The organism is Nitrogeniibacter mangrovi, assembly GCF_010983895.1.
Lineage (GTDB): Bacteria > Pseudomonadota > Gammaproteobacteria > Burkholderiales > Rhodocyclaceae > Nitrogeniibacter > Nitrogeniibacter mangrovi.
The window spans coordinates 1955130-1969534 of record NZ_CP048836.1 but is presented as its reverse complement, the minus strand read 5'-3'; the positions used below and the strand labels follow the sequence as shown (position 1 = coordinate 1969534).

The following is a 14405-nucleotide window of genomic DNA, read 5'->3' as shown; positions in this document are numbered from 1 at the left end:
TCGCGGATCAGTCGTAGCCGAGGCTCTTGAGCGCGCGCTCGTCGTCGGCCCAGCCGGATTTGACCTTCACCCACACCTCCAGATAGACCTTGGCATCGAACAGATCCTCCATGGCCTTGCGCGCTTCGGTGGAGATCCGCTTGAGCCGCTCGCCGCCCTTGCCGATGACGATGCCCTTGTGGCCCGGCTTGTCGACGATCACCGCGGCGTTGATGCGCCGCAGACGGCCTTCGGTTTCGAAGCGTTCGATTTCCACGGTCATGCCGTAGGGCAACTCGTCGCCCAGCAACCGGAACAGCTTCTCGCGCACGAATTCGGCGGCGAGAAAACGCTCGCTGCGGTCAGTGATGTCGTCCGCATCGAACATCGGCGCGCCCTCCGGCAGGTAGCCACGGGCCACCTCGAGGAGACGGTCCACATTCTGACCGCGTTCGGCCGACAACGGGACGATCTCGGCAAACGGATAACGCGCCCGATTGGCATCGATGAAGGGCAACAGGCTGGACTTGTCCTCCAGCGCATCGACCTTGTTGATCACCAGGATGACCTTGGCGTCCTTCGGCAACAAGGCAAGCACCTGGGCGTCCTCGTCGGAAAAGCGCCCTGCCTCGATGACGAAGAAGACCAGATCCACCTCGGCCAGCGACTGGGTCACGGTCCGGTTCATGGTCCGGTTCAGCGCGTTCAGGTGCCGGGTCTGAAAACCCGGGGTATCCACGAAAACGAACTGGGCATGCTCGTCGGTGTGGATGCCGGACACCCGGTGACGGGTCGTCTGCGCCTTGTTGGAGACGATGCTGACCTTGACCCCGATCAGGCGGTTCATGAGCGTCGACTTGCCCACGTTGGGCCGCCCGACGATAGCGATGAAACCGGTATGGAATACGGACGGATCGGTCATTTAGCTGGACTCGAGTTGATTCATGGCGTCGGCGGCCGAGGCCTGTTCGGCGGCGCGACGGCTGCTGCCGACACCGCGGGTGCGAAGACGTTCACCGACGGCGCATTCGACTTCGAACTCCTGCGCGTGGGCTTCACCGCGCACCTCGACCAAGGCGTACCTGGGCAGGGGCTGCTTGCGCGCCTGAAGCCACTCCTGCAAGCGGGTCTTCGGATCCTTCAGGCTCTTGTCGGGATCGAGCAGCGCCAGCCGCGAGGTGAAGATGCGGTCGACAAAGGCCTTGGAAGGATCATAGCCCCCGTCGAGGTAGATGGCCGCAATGATCGCCTCGAGCGCATCGGAGAGAATCGAGGGCCGCTCGGCACCTCCGCTCTTCAACTCCCCATCGCCGAGCAGCAGCGCCGCCCCGAGACCGAGTTCGAGCGCCAACTCATAAAGCGTCTGCTGACACACGAGGTGGGCTCTGAGCCGCGACAACTCGCCTTCCCGCAAGTGTGGATAGCGCTCGAACAAGGCCAGCGCCACCACATGGTTGACGATGCTGTCGCCAAGGAATTCCAGCCGTTCGTAGTTCGGCTGCCCGTAGCTGCGATGGGTCAGCGCCTGGCGCAACAGGCGCGGATTCGAGAAGGCATAGTCGAGCCGTTGCTCGAGTCGATCCAGGGCCAAGACGCTCAGCGCCCCCCGTTGCTCTTCGCGTCGGTCTGGAACTCGAGCAACAGACTCACGTTGGCCACGATGGGAATCTTGCGGCTGTATTCGATCCCGATCTCGAACTGGCCACCGTGTTTGTAGACGGCCAGATCCTGTCCGGTCACCGAGTCGACATACTCGGCCGAGGCGCGCTTGTCGAAGTCGCGCCGGATGTCCGCGGTGGTCTCATCCATGGAGGGATTGCTGGCGGCAATGGCGTGAATGATCTTCTTCACGGCGAAGTATTCGGTCACCACCGGAACGGTGCGCATGCCGATCAGAAAGACGAACGCCAGAAGGACGGCGACGATCAACAGTCCGATCAGAGACAGGCCTGCCTGCTTGTGCTTCATGCGCGCTCCCCTCAGTGAAACGAGCCGATACGGCTCAGGTCGTTGAAATTGAACCAGATGAAAAAGGCCTTGCCGACGATGTTCTCCTCGGGCACGAAGCCCCAGACGCGGCTGTCGCTGCTGTCGTCCCGGTTGTCCCCCATGACGAAGTAATGGCCCTCGGGCACGACACAGCGTACGCCACCGCTGGTGTACGTACAATGGTCGCGCTGCGGGAAGGCCTTCACCTGGGGCACGAACGGGGGCTTGTCGTTGTCGTTGAGGATCTCGTGCGTCACATTGCCGAGGTGCTCCATGAAGCGCTGGGAGCTGTAGAGCCGGTCGCGGTGGAGGTATTCCCCATCGGCATTGGTGTCGACCGGCTTGCCGTTGATCTTCAGCCGCTTGCCGAAGTACTCGACGGTATCGCCTGGCAGTCCGACCACGCGCTTGATGTAGTCCAGCTCGGGATTGTCCGGATAGCGGAACACCATCACGTCGCCCCGCTGGGGCTCGTTGAGGGCAATGACCTTCTTGTTGATGACGGGCAGCCGGATCCCGTAGGTGAATTTGTTCACCAGGATGTAGTCGCCCACCAGCAGGGTCGGGATCATCGAGCCGGACGGAATCTTGAACGGCTCGACCAGAAACGAGCGCAGGAAAAAGACCGCGAGAATCACGGGGAAGAAGCTCGCACCGTATTCCACCCACCACGGATCCACGGCATCCTTCGCGCGTCGCTTCTTGGCATAGAGCTTGTCGACAAGCCACAGCAGGCCGGTGGCGACGAGGAGCAGGAAGAGGATCAGGGCAAAGTTCACGCGGACTCCGGTTAATTGTTGTGCGTTGTTTCAGCTTTCGTCGGTTCTCAGCACGGCCAGGAAGGCTTCCTGCGGAATTTCCACTGCGCCAACCTGTTTCATGCGGCGCTTGCCTTCCTTCTGCTTTTCCAGCAGCTTGCGCTTGCGGGTGATGTCACCGCCGTAGCACTTGGCCAGCACGTTCTTTCTGAGCGCCTTGATGGTCTCGCGGGCGACGATGTGCGAGCCGATGGCCGCCTGCACCGCCACGTCGAACATCTGGCGCGGAATGATGCCTCGCAGCTTGGACGCCAGCTCGCGCCCGCGGTACTGCGCCGAGGCGCGGTGAACAATGACGGACAACGCATCAACCTTCTCACCGTTGACAAGCATGTCCAGCTTCACGAGATCGGCGCTCTGGTATTCCTTGAACTCGTAGTCGAGGGAGGCGTAGCCCCGCGAGGCGGATTTGAGCCGGTCGAAGAAGTCCATGACCACTTCGTTCATCGGCATGTCGTAAATGAGCTGCACCTGGCGCCCGTGATAGCGCATGTCCACCTGCGTTCCCCGTTTCTGGGTGCACAAGGTGATGACGACGCCGACATACTCCTGCGGCACGTAAATGGTCGCGCGAATGATCGGCTCGCGGATTTCATCGATCTTGGACAGATCCGGCAACTTGGCCGGATTTTCCACCCGCACGGTCGCCCCGTCCTTGAGCAACACTTCGTAGACCACCGTCGGCGCGGTGGTGATCAGGTCGATGTCGAACTCGCGCTCCAGGCGCTCCTGGACCACGTCCATGTGGAGCAACCCGAGGAAGCCGCAGCGAAAGCCGAACCCGAGCGCCTCGGACACTTCCGGCTCGAACCGCAGTGCCGCATCGTTCAGTTGCAGCTTCTCGAGCGATTCGCGCAACTGGTCGTACTCGTTCGACTCCACCGGATAGAGGCCGGCGAACACTTGCGACTTGATTTCCTTGAAACCCGGCAACGGCTTGGGGGCCGGACGAGTCGCCAGGGTCACCGTGTCGCCCACCTTGGCATCGGCAAGCACCTTGATGCCGCTGATGATGAAACCGACGTCACCGGCCGAGAGCTGGTCACGCACGAGCGATTTCGGCGTGAATACGCCCACCTGGTCCACCGGATACTCCGCCCCGGTCGCCATCAGCCGCATCCGGTCCTTGGCCTTGATGCAGCCGTCCACCACACGCACCAGGATGACCACGCCGACATAGCTGTCGAACCACGAATCGATGATCAGCGCCTTGAGCGGCGCCTCCGGATCCCCCTTGGGCGGCGGCACACGGGCGACCACTGCCTCGAGCACATCCTCCACCCCGAGGCCGGTCTTCGCCGAGCACATGACCGCGTCCGTCGCATCGACGCCGATCACATCCTCGATTTCCGCGCGTGCCTGCTCCGGATTCGCCGCCGGCAGATCGATCTTGTTGAGCACAGGGACGACTTCCACATCCTGCTCGATGGCGGTATAGCAGTTGGCCACCGTCTGTGCCTCGACCCCCTGAGAGGCATCGACCACCAGCAGCGCGCCTTCGCAGGCGGACAGCGAGCGGGAGACCTCGTAGCTGAAATCCACGTGTCCCGGGGTGTCGATCAGGTTGAGCTGGTATTCCTGGCCGTCGCGCGCCGTGTACAGCAGGCTCGCGGTCTGCGCCTTGATCGTGATGCCCCGCTCGCGCTCCAGCGCCATCGAGTCGAGCACCTGCTTGTCCATCTCGCGCTCGGCCAGACCGCCGCAGCGCTGGATGATGCGATCCGCCAGGGTGGACTTCCCGTGGTCGATGTGGGCAATGATCGAAAAATTACGTATCTGACGCATATCACAACAAAAAAGGCGCCTCGCGGCACCCTGATTGTCCGGCAAATTCAATCTGCGGATTCTAGCGGAAATCCGGCCAGATAGGCACGCACCTCACGGGTATCGAGGTGGTAGTGGCACAGCTCGTGCCCGCTCGCGTCGAGCAGCACCGGGACGTATTCCCCCCAGCGCTGCTCCAGCGTTTCCGAGGCGTCGACGTCCTCGATCTCGACGCGCACGTCGGCGCTGACCGCCAGCGCCAGCAGCTCGTCGATCATGTCGTCGCACAAATGACACCAGTTGCGACTCAGGACGGTGAGGCACGCACTCACGGCCGTTCGATGGCCACGTAACTGCGTCCGCCACCACGCTGCACCAACAGCACCAGCGCCTCGCCATCGGCCAGCGAGCGAATGGCCACATCCAGCGCTTCGACCGAGCCCAGCGAGTTCAGCCGACCGTTTCGCACGGTCGCGACGAGCAAATCGCCCGGCGCGAGATTGGCCGCCAGGGCCGGACCCGACGCGGCCTCGACCAGAAGGCCGGCACGCGCGCCCCGCCCGACCAGCTCCGCCCGATTCGGCACCGAGACATCGAGGCCGAGATGCGGCGGCTCGGGCCGGCTCTGCATCGGCACCATCATCGTGTCGCTGTCGTGCTGCCACACCCCCACCGTCACCGGCATCGACATCCGTTTGCCTTGCCGCCAGATGTCCATGCTCACCTCTGAGCCGGGTTTCACGGCGCCGACGATGCGCGGCAGATCGTCCGAGCCGCGCACCACCACATCGTCGAAACGCACAATCACGTCACCCGACTTCACCCCCGCGCGATCAGCCGGGCTGTCGGGTTCGACGGTGCCCACCAGGGCCCCCTCCAGCCGATCGAGCGCAAAGGCCCGGGCGATGTGCGGCGTCACTTCCTGGATGGACACGCCGATCCGGCCGCGGCGCACTTCGCCGCTGGATTTGAGCTGATCGGCAATGCGCATCGCCAGATCGATGGGAATCGAGAACGACACGCCCATGAATCCGCCGGTCCGGCTGTAGATCTGTGAGTTGATGCCGACCACCTCACCCTTGAGGTTGAAGAGCGGGCCGCCGGAATTGCCCGGGTTGATGGCCACGTCCGTCTGGATGAAGGGCACGTAGCTCTCTTGCGGGAACACACGCCCCCGGGCACTGATGATCCCGGCCGTCACGCTTTGTTCGAAGCCGAAGGGCGAACCGATCGCCACCACCCATTCGCCTACCTCAAGCGCCTCCGGATCGCCAAGTCGCACGACAGGCAGACCGGTGGCGTCGATCTTGATGAGGGCGATGTCCGAATCCCGATCAGCCCCCACCACGGCGGCCCGGAACGCCCGCTTGTCGTTGAGCCGCACCCGCAGGGCGCTAGCCCCGTCGATCACGTGCGCGTTGGTCAGGATGTAGCCGTCCTGCGACAGGATGAAGCCCGAACCGACCGCGGGCCCCTCGTCATCCCTCGGCTCCGGCACATCGGGATGCTCGGGCTCCAGGCGCTTCAACCACTCCGGAATGCCGCCCGAGGAGCCGGCCGTCTCGGTGTCAGCCAGCGACGGTCGATCGGCCTGGATGTTGACGACGGTTGCCCCCTCGGCACGAACGAGCGCACGAAAATCCGGCAGATCCGCCGCACCCGCCAGCGCCGGCAGACAGATCAGCCAGAGAAGCGCCCACTTCAGCAGGGCGCGGCCCGCGCTGCGTTCAGGCATCGAGGGCATTCCCGTGGCATGACGATGCCGCCTCGATCGTCACACTCAATCGGCGCTGCCAGCCCCGCTCCGAGGCCAGGCGGCGTACCAGCAAGGCCGCCGCGACCAGACCACCGACCAGGCCGACGACAGCCCCGGCATGTCCGCCCAGTGTCGTCCCCACGGCGGCACCAGCGATGGCGGCCAACGTCGGCACGCCGTAACTGGCCAACCCGGCCGTGAGGGCGGCGCCATCGTCGGCCACCAGGCGAACTGCCTGACCGACGCGCCAGTGCCCGTCGCTCACGATCTGGAACACGTCGTTGGGCTTGCCCAGCGCATGGGCAATTCGTGCACCGCCGCATCCGCCCGGTTCGTGACAGCGACCGCATCCGCCCTGTTGTTCGCTCAAGCGAACCCACACGGCACCATCGACCACCCGTTCGATCACGCCCGGCGCTTCAATCACCCTGGTATTCCATCCCGTCGCCGACCCGGCGCAGCGCCTCCTTGGGCGCCTCGCCGAGCACGGTCAATCGATAGCCGGCGTAGTTGCGTGCATAAACGCCGATGGAACCGGCCGTCAGAAAACCGGTGGCCGGGGCTTGCTCGTCCCCCTTCGACGCCGGCTCGATGAAGACGGAGATATGAGCCAGGCCGTCGGAGTACACCATGTGCAGCACGTCGTTGGACTCCCCCGTCACCGCGCGCCGTACGGTGGACACGAGCCGGTAGCCCGGCACGACTTCGGACAGCGTCCAGTGAACACTGGCGACCTCCGCCTCGTTGCCACGGGCGTTGACCACATGCCAGTCGGATCCGGCGTCGTATTGCCCCTGCAGCTGTGCCGCATCGACATCGCCCCCGATATGGACATCGTTGAAGACGAACTGCTCGACCACCTTGCCCTTCTCGTCGAGCACGCGCGCCTTGAGCAGGAGGCCGGTCTCAAGATCCGCCCACAACTCATGGCCGAAGCGCAGGTTGTCCAGCGGCTCGAGCCGAACGCTCTGACTCATACGACCCGCGACGCGCCCTTCGGCGCCCTTGACGAAGCGATAGTGCTCGCCGAGTTGTCCGACGGACACCGGCAGACGCCCCGGAAACGCGCGACGGCGTCCCTGGCGGTCGATGATGACGGTCTTGAGGCCGGGTAGCACACAACGGACCTCGCCATTCTTGCGAATGACCTCCCGCGGACTGCCGTCGAGGGTCTCCAGACGCTCGACCTCTCCATCGCCCCGCAACGCATGGGCGATGCGCATGGTCTCGAAACGCTGGTCGCTCAGATAGGTAAAAGTCCCCACATAGTTCAGTTGCCGCGCGGCACCCGCCATGCGTTCGAGCCACCCGAGTGCATCGTCGCTCCCCTGCGCGACCACCGGGGTCGTCCAGCCAGCCAGCACGACCAAGACGGCGAACAGCCCCCGCAACATCATTGACGGGCCTGTGGCATCTCGGCCACGGTTCGCACGTAGGGCGCCACGCCCGGCAGTGCGCTGCGTACCGTGCCCTGATGAGCCAGCACGAAAGCCCGCAAGGCGGTGTCCCGGGCAAGCTGACGGTCACCGTCCACCGGCGCCACGACCGCCCGGATCGGCGCCACCGGCTCGACCGCCTTGGCCACGACCGTCGGCGCCTCCTTGGCGTTGAGTTGAAGCGCCACCCAACCGACGGCGGCCACCCCCATGACTGACGCGGCCAACGGCAGAATACGACTCCACACCCCCTGGGTGCGCTGTCGGGCCTGAACCACCGACACCGGCGCCAGCACCGTCGGCTCCGCTTCGAGGCGCGCCATGATGCTGGCCGTCAGATCGGCCGCACCGGCCGGCTCGTCGCGCAGCACATCACCAATGAGACAATAGGTCGACCAGGTCGAGCGTCCTTCGTCGGATTGGACCACCTTTCCGATCAGGCCACCATCGGCCGGCGCTTCGTCGAAATGGCCATCGATCAATGCTGAAATGCGTTCTTTCATGCCTACCACCGTTTATCAGGGGACGTCTCCAGCAACGGCCGGAGCTTGTCGGCGATCGCCTCGCGTGCGCGGAAGATGCGCGAGCGGACGGTGCCGATCGGGCAGTCCATAATTGATGCGATTTCCTCGTAGCTGAGTCCTTCGATCTCGCGCAGCACAATCGCTGTCTTGAGTTCTTCGGGCAGCGCCTCCATCGCGGTCTCCACCGTTTCACCAATCTCGCGCGACATCATCAAACGTTCGGGCGTATTGATGTCGCGCAGCTGCTCTCCGTCGTCGAAGGTTTCCGCCTCCTCCGAATTGAATCCCGTGGTCGTCGGTGCTCTTCGGCCCTGTGCGACCAGATAGTTCTTTGCGGTATTCACACCGATGCGATACAGCCAGGTGTAAAACGCGCTGTCTCCCCGAAAGGACGGAAGCGCGCGGTAGGCCTTGATAAAGGTTTCCTGCGCGACATCCTCCACTTCCGCCGGATCACGGATCAGGCGCGAGAGCAGGCGCAACAACTTGCGCTGGTACTTCGCGACCAGCAGTCCGAACGCCTGCTTGTCACCGCGCTGTACGCGTTCGACCAGTTGTTGATCCAGTTCTCGGTCACTCATTGGATGTCGGAGGCAATCAGGCTGCACTTAAGCGGATAAACCGCGAAAGTATAACGAAGCGCCGCGCGCTCACCCAAATGAGTTTCATGTGGCAAGACCGCACCCCACAGCAATAGTTCATGCGCCAACAGGGTTTTTCGCGCAATTTTGTCCTGCGACAAGACGAGCGGCGGCACGGGCTTCGAAGGCGCATGGATTGGCACTCTTCTTGCCAGCGCAGGAGCCGCGGGTGCTATAGTCTCCGACTTCCCCAACTCCTGCCCTGAACCCGCCGGTGGAATCCTTCGACGTCGTCATCATTGGTAGTGGCCTCGCCGGCCAATCGCTCGCCCTGCGCCTCGCCGACCGGTTGCGGGTCGCGCTGATCACCAAACGAACACTCGAAGACAGTGCCAGCGCCTGGGCGCAGGGCGGCATTGCCGCCGTCCTCGATCCGTCCGACAGCGTCGACGCGCATGTGGCGGACACCTTCGACGCCGGGGCGGGCCTGTGCGACCCGCACGCGACCCGCTTCGTGGTCGAAAACAGCGGGCGGGCCATTCAGTGGCTGATCGATCGTGGCGTGCCATTCACACGCGATCCGTCCACCGCCACCGGTTACCACCTCACCCGGGAAGGTGGACACAGTCACCGCCGCATCATTCACGCGGCCGATGCCACCGGTGCCGCCGTTCAACAGACCCTCACCGAGCAGCTCCAGTCACATCCCAACATCACGGTGCTCGAGCGCCACATCGCCGTCGACCTGATCGTCGGCGACAAGATCGGATATCCGGAAGCCGGCTGCCTGGGCGCCTACGTCCTCGACATCGACAGCGACCACGTACTCACCGTCCGCGGGCGGCACACCGTATTGGCCACCGGCGGTGCCGGCAAGGTGTACGTCTATACGACCAATCCGGATACGGCGACCGGCGACGGCATCGCCATGGCCTGGCGCGCCGGGTGCCGCGTCGGCAACATGGAGTTCATCCAGTTCCATCCCACGTGCCTGTATCATCCCCAGGCCAAATCGTTCCTGATCTCCGAGGCGGTCCGCGGCGAGGGCGGCGTGCTGCGCCTGCCCGATGGCACCCGCTTCATGCCCGCCCATGACCCGCGCGCGGAACTGGCACCCCGCGACATCGTCGCGCGCGCCATCGACTTCGAGATGAAAAAACGGGGTCTGGACTGCGTCTTCCTGGACATCAGCCACAAGAGCGCGGATTTCCTGCAAACCCATTTCCCGACCATTCACGCACGCTGCATGGAGCTGGGCATCGACATCGCGAAGCAGCCCATCCCCGTGGTGCCTGCGGCGCACTATACCTGTGGCGGCATCGTCACCGATCTGGACGGGCGCACCGACGTGCCCGGCCTGTACGCGGTCGGCGAGAGTACCTGTACCGGGCTTCACGGTGCCAACCGCCTGGCCAGCAATTCACTACTCGAATGTGTGGTGTTCAGTGAGGCGATTGCGGCAACGATCCTGGCGGCCCCGGGGCAGACACCGATCCCCCTCCCCGCGTGGGACGAGAGCCGGGTCACCGACGCCGACGAGGAGATCGTCATCTCGCACAACTGGGAGGAACTGCGCCGCGCCATGTGGGACTACGTGGGCATCGTGCGGACCACCAAACGCCTGCAGCGGGCACAGCACCGGATTCGCCTGCTGGCGCGCGAGATCCACGAGTACTACTCCAACTTTCGCGTCAGCAACGATCTGATCGAGTTGCGCAATCTCGTCGTCACGGCGGATCTGATTGTCCGTAGCGCGCTGCAACGCAAGGAAAGCCGGGGCCTGCACTTCAGTCGCGATTTTCCCGATCTGCTGCCCAAGGCACGCAACACCGTCCTGCGGCCACGTCGCTGAACCGCCGAGGCCACGCTACGGCGACATGCGATACCAGGCGCACAGTCGGCGATAATCCTGCTCGTCGACAAAGCCGTCCGGCATCAGCATGAGCGCACAACGCTCACCCTCATCATTGCGTCCGTGCAGCCAGACCACACCGCCCAGTTGAGTGCTGCTGGCGACCAAGGACATGGGAGACCCGCCACCGGGCGGGATCCAGTACCCATCGGCAAGCAAGGTGATGGACTGATTCGCGCAGCGTACTGCATGGCGCCATAGCGCCACGGCACACAGCGCCATGACGGCGCCACCCATCGCGCCGAAAGCGTCGGGCTGGAAAGCCACAAGAAAAACCGCCCCGATGATCAGCGAGAGCGCCAGTTGGCGCAGGCTGCGGGGCGGCTTCAGGTAGAGCGGCCGGGGATATTTCACCACGCCCGATCAGGCGTCGGCTCAGACCCGGGCAAGCGCCAGCGTGCCGTTGGTACCGCCGAATCCGAAGGAGTTCGACAGCGCGGCGCGAATCTCCATCTTGCGCGCCTCGTTGGGCACGTAGTCGAGATCGCAGGCCGGGTCCTGCTCGAAGATGTTGATCGTCGGCGGCGCGATCTGGTCACGAATGGCGAGCGTGGTGAACACCGCCTCGACCCCACCGGCGGCGCCGAGCAGGTGCCCGGTCATCGACTTGGTCGAGTTGACCACCAACGACCCGGCATGATCGCCAAAACAGCGCTTGACGGCGACGGTCTCGGCCACGTCCCCCAGCGGCGTGGAGGTGCCATGCGCGTTGATGTAGTCGAAATCGTTCAGCGCCAGACCGGAATCCTTGATGGCATTGGTCATGCTGCGCGCAGCACCGTCGCCATCCTCGCAAGGGGCGGTCATGTGATAGGCGTCCGCACTCATGCCGTAGCCGATCACTTCGGCGTAGATCTTGGCGCCGCGGGCCTTGGCGTGCTCGTACTCCTCGAGCACCACCACGCCGGCCCCTTCGCCAAGCACGAAACCGTCACGGCCGGTATCCCACGGACGGCTTGCGGTCGCCGGATCGTCGTTGCGGGTCGACAACGCCCGTGCCGACGCGAAACCGCCGACGGCCAGTGGCGTGATCGTGGATTCAGCGCCACCGGCAACCATCACGTCGGCATCGCCGTACTGGATCATGCGAGCGGATTCGCCGATACAGTGAGTCGCGGTGGTGCATGCCGTCACCATGGCGATGCACGGCCCCTTGAAGCCATACATGATGGAAAGATGCCCGGAGATCATGTTGATGATCGTGCCGGGAATGAAGAACGGGGAAATCTTGCGATGCCCGGCCTTCAGATAGTCGTTGTGCGTGGCTTCGATCATCGGCAGGCCGCCGATGCCGGAGCCGATATTCACACCGAAACGGTCCGCCGAGTCACCCGGCGCCTCGATACCTGCATCCCGCACGGCCTGGATGCCGGCCGCCAGACCGTAATGGATGAAGATATCCATCCGCCGCGCATCCTTCGGCGACAGATAGTCGGCCACATTGAAGCCCTTGACTTCCCCGGCGATGCGCACGGGGAACTCGGAGACATCAAAACGCGTAATCTCGGTGATACCGGAGCGGCCATTGACAATATTGTCCCAAGCCTCCGGGATGGAATTGCCGACCGGGGAAACAATACCCAGACCGGTGATGACAACTCTGCGACGTGCCAATGCTCGCTCCGGTAGTCTCTGATTACTTGTTCAGGTGGGCGTTGACGTAGTCGATCGCCTGCTGAACGGTGGTGATCTTCTCGGCCTCTTCGTCCGGAATCTCGCACTCGAACTCTTCTTCCAGTGCCATCACGAGTTCCACGGTGTCCAGCGAATCTGCGCCCAGATCGTCCACGAACGAGGATTCGTTCTTGATTTCCGACTCGTTAACACCGAGTTGTTCCGCGACGATCTTCTTGACGCGCTGTTCGATGTTCTCCATGAAGTAACTCCTTCCCTGAAATGTGCGGGTATGTGGTTAAAGCCGCCGTATTCTACCAAAAAGGCGAGCGGCGAGCGGGTCTTGTTTACGCCATGTACATGCCGCCATTGACATGCAACGTCGTGCCAGTGACATAGGAAGCCGACGGCGACGCCAGAAAGGCGACCGCGGCAGCGATTTCTTCGGGTTGGCCGAGGCGGCCGACAGCGATCTGGCCCAGCAGCGCGTCCTTGGCAGCGTCAGGCAGCGCCTTGGTCATGTCGGTGTCGATGAAGCCCGGCGCCACGCAGTTCACGGTGATGTTGCGGCTGCCCAGCTCGCGGGCGAGCGCCCGCGTCATCCCGGCCACGCCGGCCTTCGCGGCGGCGTAGTTGGCCTGCCCCGGATTGCCGGAACTACCCACCACCGAAGTGATGTTCACGATGCGCCCGTGGCGCGCCTTCATCATGCCGCGCATCACCAGACGGGACATGCGGAACACCGCCTTCAGATTGGTGTCCATGACCGCATCCCACTCGTCGTCCTTCATGCGCATGGCCAGGTTGTCGCGGGTGATGCCGGCATTATTGACCAGCACGCCGACGGCACCATGCGCCTTTTCGATGGTGGCAACGGCCGCTTCGCTGGCCGCGGCGTCGGTCACGTCGAGCACCATCCCCTCGCCTTTGAGGCCGGCCTCGCGAATCGCCTCGCCAATGGCCGCGGCACCGTTCTCGGAGGTGGCGGTGCCGACGACATAGGCACCCATGCGGGCCAGTTCCAACGCTACCGCACGACCGATCCCGCGAGATGCGCCGGTCACCAGCGCGACCTGTCCTTCGAGCACTGCACTCATTGCTTGCCTCCTGCCAGTTCGATGGCTTGTTCGAGCGAATCGGCGTCGGTGACCGCCGCACCCTGAATGTCCTTGACGATGCGTTTGGTCAGACCGGCGAGCACCTTGCCCGGCCCACATTCGATCACCGCGCCGACACCCTGCGCGCCCATGGACTGGACGGTTTCGATCCAACGCACCGGCGAATAGGCCTGTCGGATCAGGGCGTCGCGGATCAGTTCCGGATCCTCGCACACGGCCACATCGACGTTGTTGATCACCGGCAGCGTCGGGCGCTCGAGACGCACCTCGGCCAGACGCTGGGCCAGCCGTTCGGCGGCCGGTTTCATGAGGGCACAGTGGAAGGGCGCACTAACCGGCAGTTTCACGGCGCGTTTGGCGCCCTGGGCCTTGGCTTCTTCCATGGCACGCTCGACCGCGGCAGCGGCCCCGGCAATCACGATCTGCCCGGAGGCATTCAGGTTTGCGGCGGACACTACCTCGCCTTCGGCCACCTTGGCGCAGACCGCGTCCACGACATCGGCCTCCAGGCCCAGCAACGCCGCCATCGCGCCCTGCCCCTCGGGCACCGCCTCCTGCATCGCCGCCGCGCGGAAACGCACCAAAGGCACCGCGTCGGCGAACGCCAGCGCGCCGGCGGCCACCAGGGCGGAGTACTCGCCCAGGCTGTGGCCCGCCACGAAGGCCGGCGCCGGGCCGCCCGCCGCCTGCCAGGCGCGATACACCGCCACCCCGGCGGTGAGCATCAGCGGCTGGGTATTGACGGTCAATGCAAGCCGTTCGGCCGGACCATCGCAGGCCATGGCCCACAAATCCTCACCCAGCGCCTCCGAGGCCTCCTCGAAGGTGCGACGAATTTCGGCACGCTCGCCATAGGCATTCATCATGCCGACGGACTGGGACCCCTGCCCCGGAAAAACCAATGCAAATTTCAT

17 protein-coding genes are annotated in these 14405 nt (G+C 64.2%); 1 reads left to right on the top strand and 16 read right to left on the bottom strand.

Going from position 1 to position 14405, the window contains the following annotated elements; all coding sequences use genetic code 11:
* Positions 1 to 7 precede the first annotated feature (7 nt).
* Genes era through rpoE form a run of 11 tightly spaced genes read right to left on the bottom strand, consistent with a single transcriptional unit; the run spans position 8 to position 8847 of the window.
* On the bottom strand, positions 8 to 901 hold the full coding sequence (era, locus tag G3580_RS09010) for a GTPase Era (protein WP_173764935.1): 894 nt from the start codon (positions 899 to 901) through the stop codon (positions 8 to 10).
* On the bottom strand, positions 902 to 1570 hold the full coding sequence (gene rnc, locus G3580_RS09005) for a ribonuclease III (RefSeq protein ID WP_173764934.1): 669 nt from the start codon (positions 1568 to 1570) through the stop codon (positions 902 to 904). It abuts the gene before it with no gap.
* Positions 1571 to 1575: 5 nt separating this feature from the next.
* On the bottom strand, positions 1576 to 1947 hold the full coding sequence (locus G3580_RS09000) for a DUF4845 domain-containing protein (RefSeq protein ID WP_173764933.1): 372 nt from the start codon (positions 1945 to 1947) through the stop codon (positions 1576 to 1578).
* Between the two features lie 11 nt (positions 1948 to 1958).
* Complete coding sequence (gene lepB / locus G3580_RS08995; RefSeq protein WP_173764932.1) at positions 1959 to 2747, bottom strand: signal peptidase I; 789 nt, start codon at positions 2745 to 2747, stop codon at positions 1959 to 1961.
* 30 nt (positions 2748 to 2777) lie between these two features.
* A complete protein-coding gene (gene lepA, locus G3580_RS08990; protein WP_173764931.1) occupies positions 2778 to 4571 on the bottom strand; it encodes a translation elongation factor 4 in 1794 nt (597 codons plus the stop codon).
* Between the two features lie 47 nt (positions 4572 to 4618).
* On the bottom strand, positions 4619 to 4882 hold the full coding sequence (locus G3580_RS08985) for a glutaredoxin family protein (RefSeq protein ID WP_228720821.1): 264 nt from the start codon (positions 4880 to 4882) through the stop codon (positions 4619 to 4621).
* Positions 4879 to 6285, bottom strand: coding sequence for a Do family serine endopeptidase (locus tag G3580_RS08980; RefSeq protein WP_173764930.1), 1407 nt, complete (start codon positions 6283 to 6285; stop codon positions 4879 to 4881). The genes G3580_RS08985 and G3580_RS08980 overlap by 4 nt, the downstream gene beginning before the upstream one ends.
* Positions 6278 to 6733: a SoxR reducing system RseC family protein gene (locus G3580_RS08975; protein WP_173764929.1), complete on the bottom strand. Its 456-nt coding sequence runs from the start codon at positions 6731 to 6733 to the stop codon at positions 6278 to 6280. Before G3580_RS08975 ends, G3580_RS08980 begins: the two co-directional genes overlap by 8 nt.
* Positions 6726 to 7703 carry a MucB/RseB C-terminal domain-containing protein gene (locus G3580_RS08970; protein WP_228720820.1) on the bottom strand — a complete coding sequence of 326 codons (978 nt, stop codon included), beginning with the start codon at positions 7701 to 7703 and terminating at the stop codon, positions 6726 to 6728. Before G3580_RS08970 ends, G3580_RS08975 begins: the two co-directional genes overlap by 8 nt.
* Positions 7700 to 8245 (bottom strand): sigma-E factor negative regulatory protein, encoded by a 546-nt coding sequence (locus tag G3580_RS08965; protein WP_173764928.1) that lies wholly within the window; start codon positions 8243 to 8245, stop codon positions 7700 to 7702. The genes G3580_RS08970 and G3580_RS08965 overlap by 4 nt, the downstream gene beginning before the upstream one ends.
* 2 nt (positions 8246 to 8247) lie before the next feature.
* Positions 8248 to 8847 carry an RNA polymerase sigma factor RpoE gene (gene rpoE, locus G3580_RS08960; RefSeq protein ID WP_173764927.1) on the bottom strand — a complete coding sequence of 200 codons (600 nt, stop codon included), beginning with the start codon at positions 8845 to 8847 and terminating at the stop codon, positions 8248 to 8250.
* Between the two features lie 274 nt (positions 8848 to 9121).
* Here rpoE and nadB point away from each other — a divergent pair, with 274 nt between their 5' ends.
* Positions 9122 to 10699 carry an L-aspartate oxidase gene (nadB, locus tag G3580_RS08955; RefSeq protein ID WP_173764926.1) on the top strand — a complete coding sequence of 526 codons (1578 nt, stop codon included), beginning with the start codon at positions 9122 to 9124 and terminating at the stop codon, positions 10697 to 10699.
* A 15-nt stretch (positions 10700 to 10714) separates the two neighbouring features.
* On the opposite strand, the gene G3580_RS08950 is transcribed toward nadB, so the two are convergent.
* The 5 genes from G3580_RS08950 to fabD all read right to left on the bottom strand — a co-directional run bounded on the left by G3580_RS08950 (position 10715) and on the right by fabD (position 14405).
* Complete coding sequence (locus G3580_RS08950) at positions 10715 to 11116, bottom strand: protein YgfX (RefSeq protein WP_173764925.1); 402 nt, start codon at positions 11114 to 11116, stop codon at positions 10715 to 10717.
* Positions 11117 to 11134: 18 nt separating this feature from the next.
* Positions 11135 to 12373 carry a beta-ketoacyl-ACP synthase II gene (gene fabF / locus G3580_RS08945; protein ID WP_173764924.1) on the bottom strand — a complete coding sequence of 413 codons (1239 nt, stop codon included), beginning with the start codon at positions 12371 to 12373 and terminating at the stop codon, positions 11135 to 11137.
* A 22-nt stretch (positions 12374 to 12395) separates the two neighbouring features.
* Entirely contained in the window at positions 12396 to 12635 is a 240-nt protein-coding gene (acpP, locus tag G3580_RS08940) for an acyl carrier protein (protein ID WP_173764923.1), read from the bottom strand.
* 85 nt (positions 12636 to 12720) lie between these two features.
* On the bottom strand, positions 12721 to 13470 hold the full coding sequence (gene fabG, locus G3580_RS08935) for a 3-oxoacyl-ACP reductase FabG (RefSeq protein WP_173764922.1): 750 nt from the start codon (positions 13468 to 13470) through the stop codon (positions 12721 to 12723).
* Positions 13467 to 14405 carry an ACP S-malonyltransferase gene (gene fabD / locus G3580_RS08930; protein WP_173764921.1) on the bottom strand — a complete coding sequence of 313 codons (939 nt, stop codon included), beginning with the start codon at positions 14403 to 14405 and terminating at the stop codon, positions 13467 to 13469. Before fabD ends, fabG begins: the two co-directional genes overlap by 4 nt.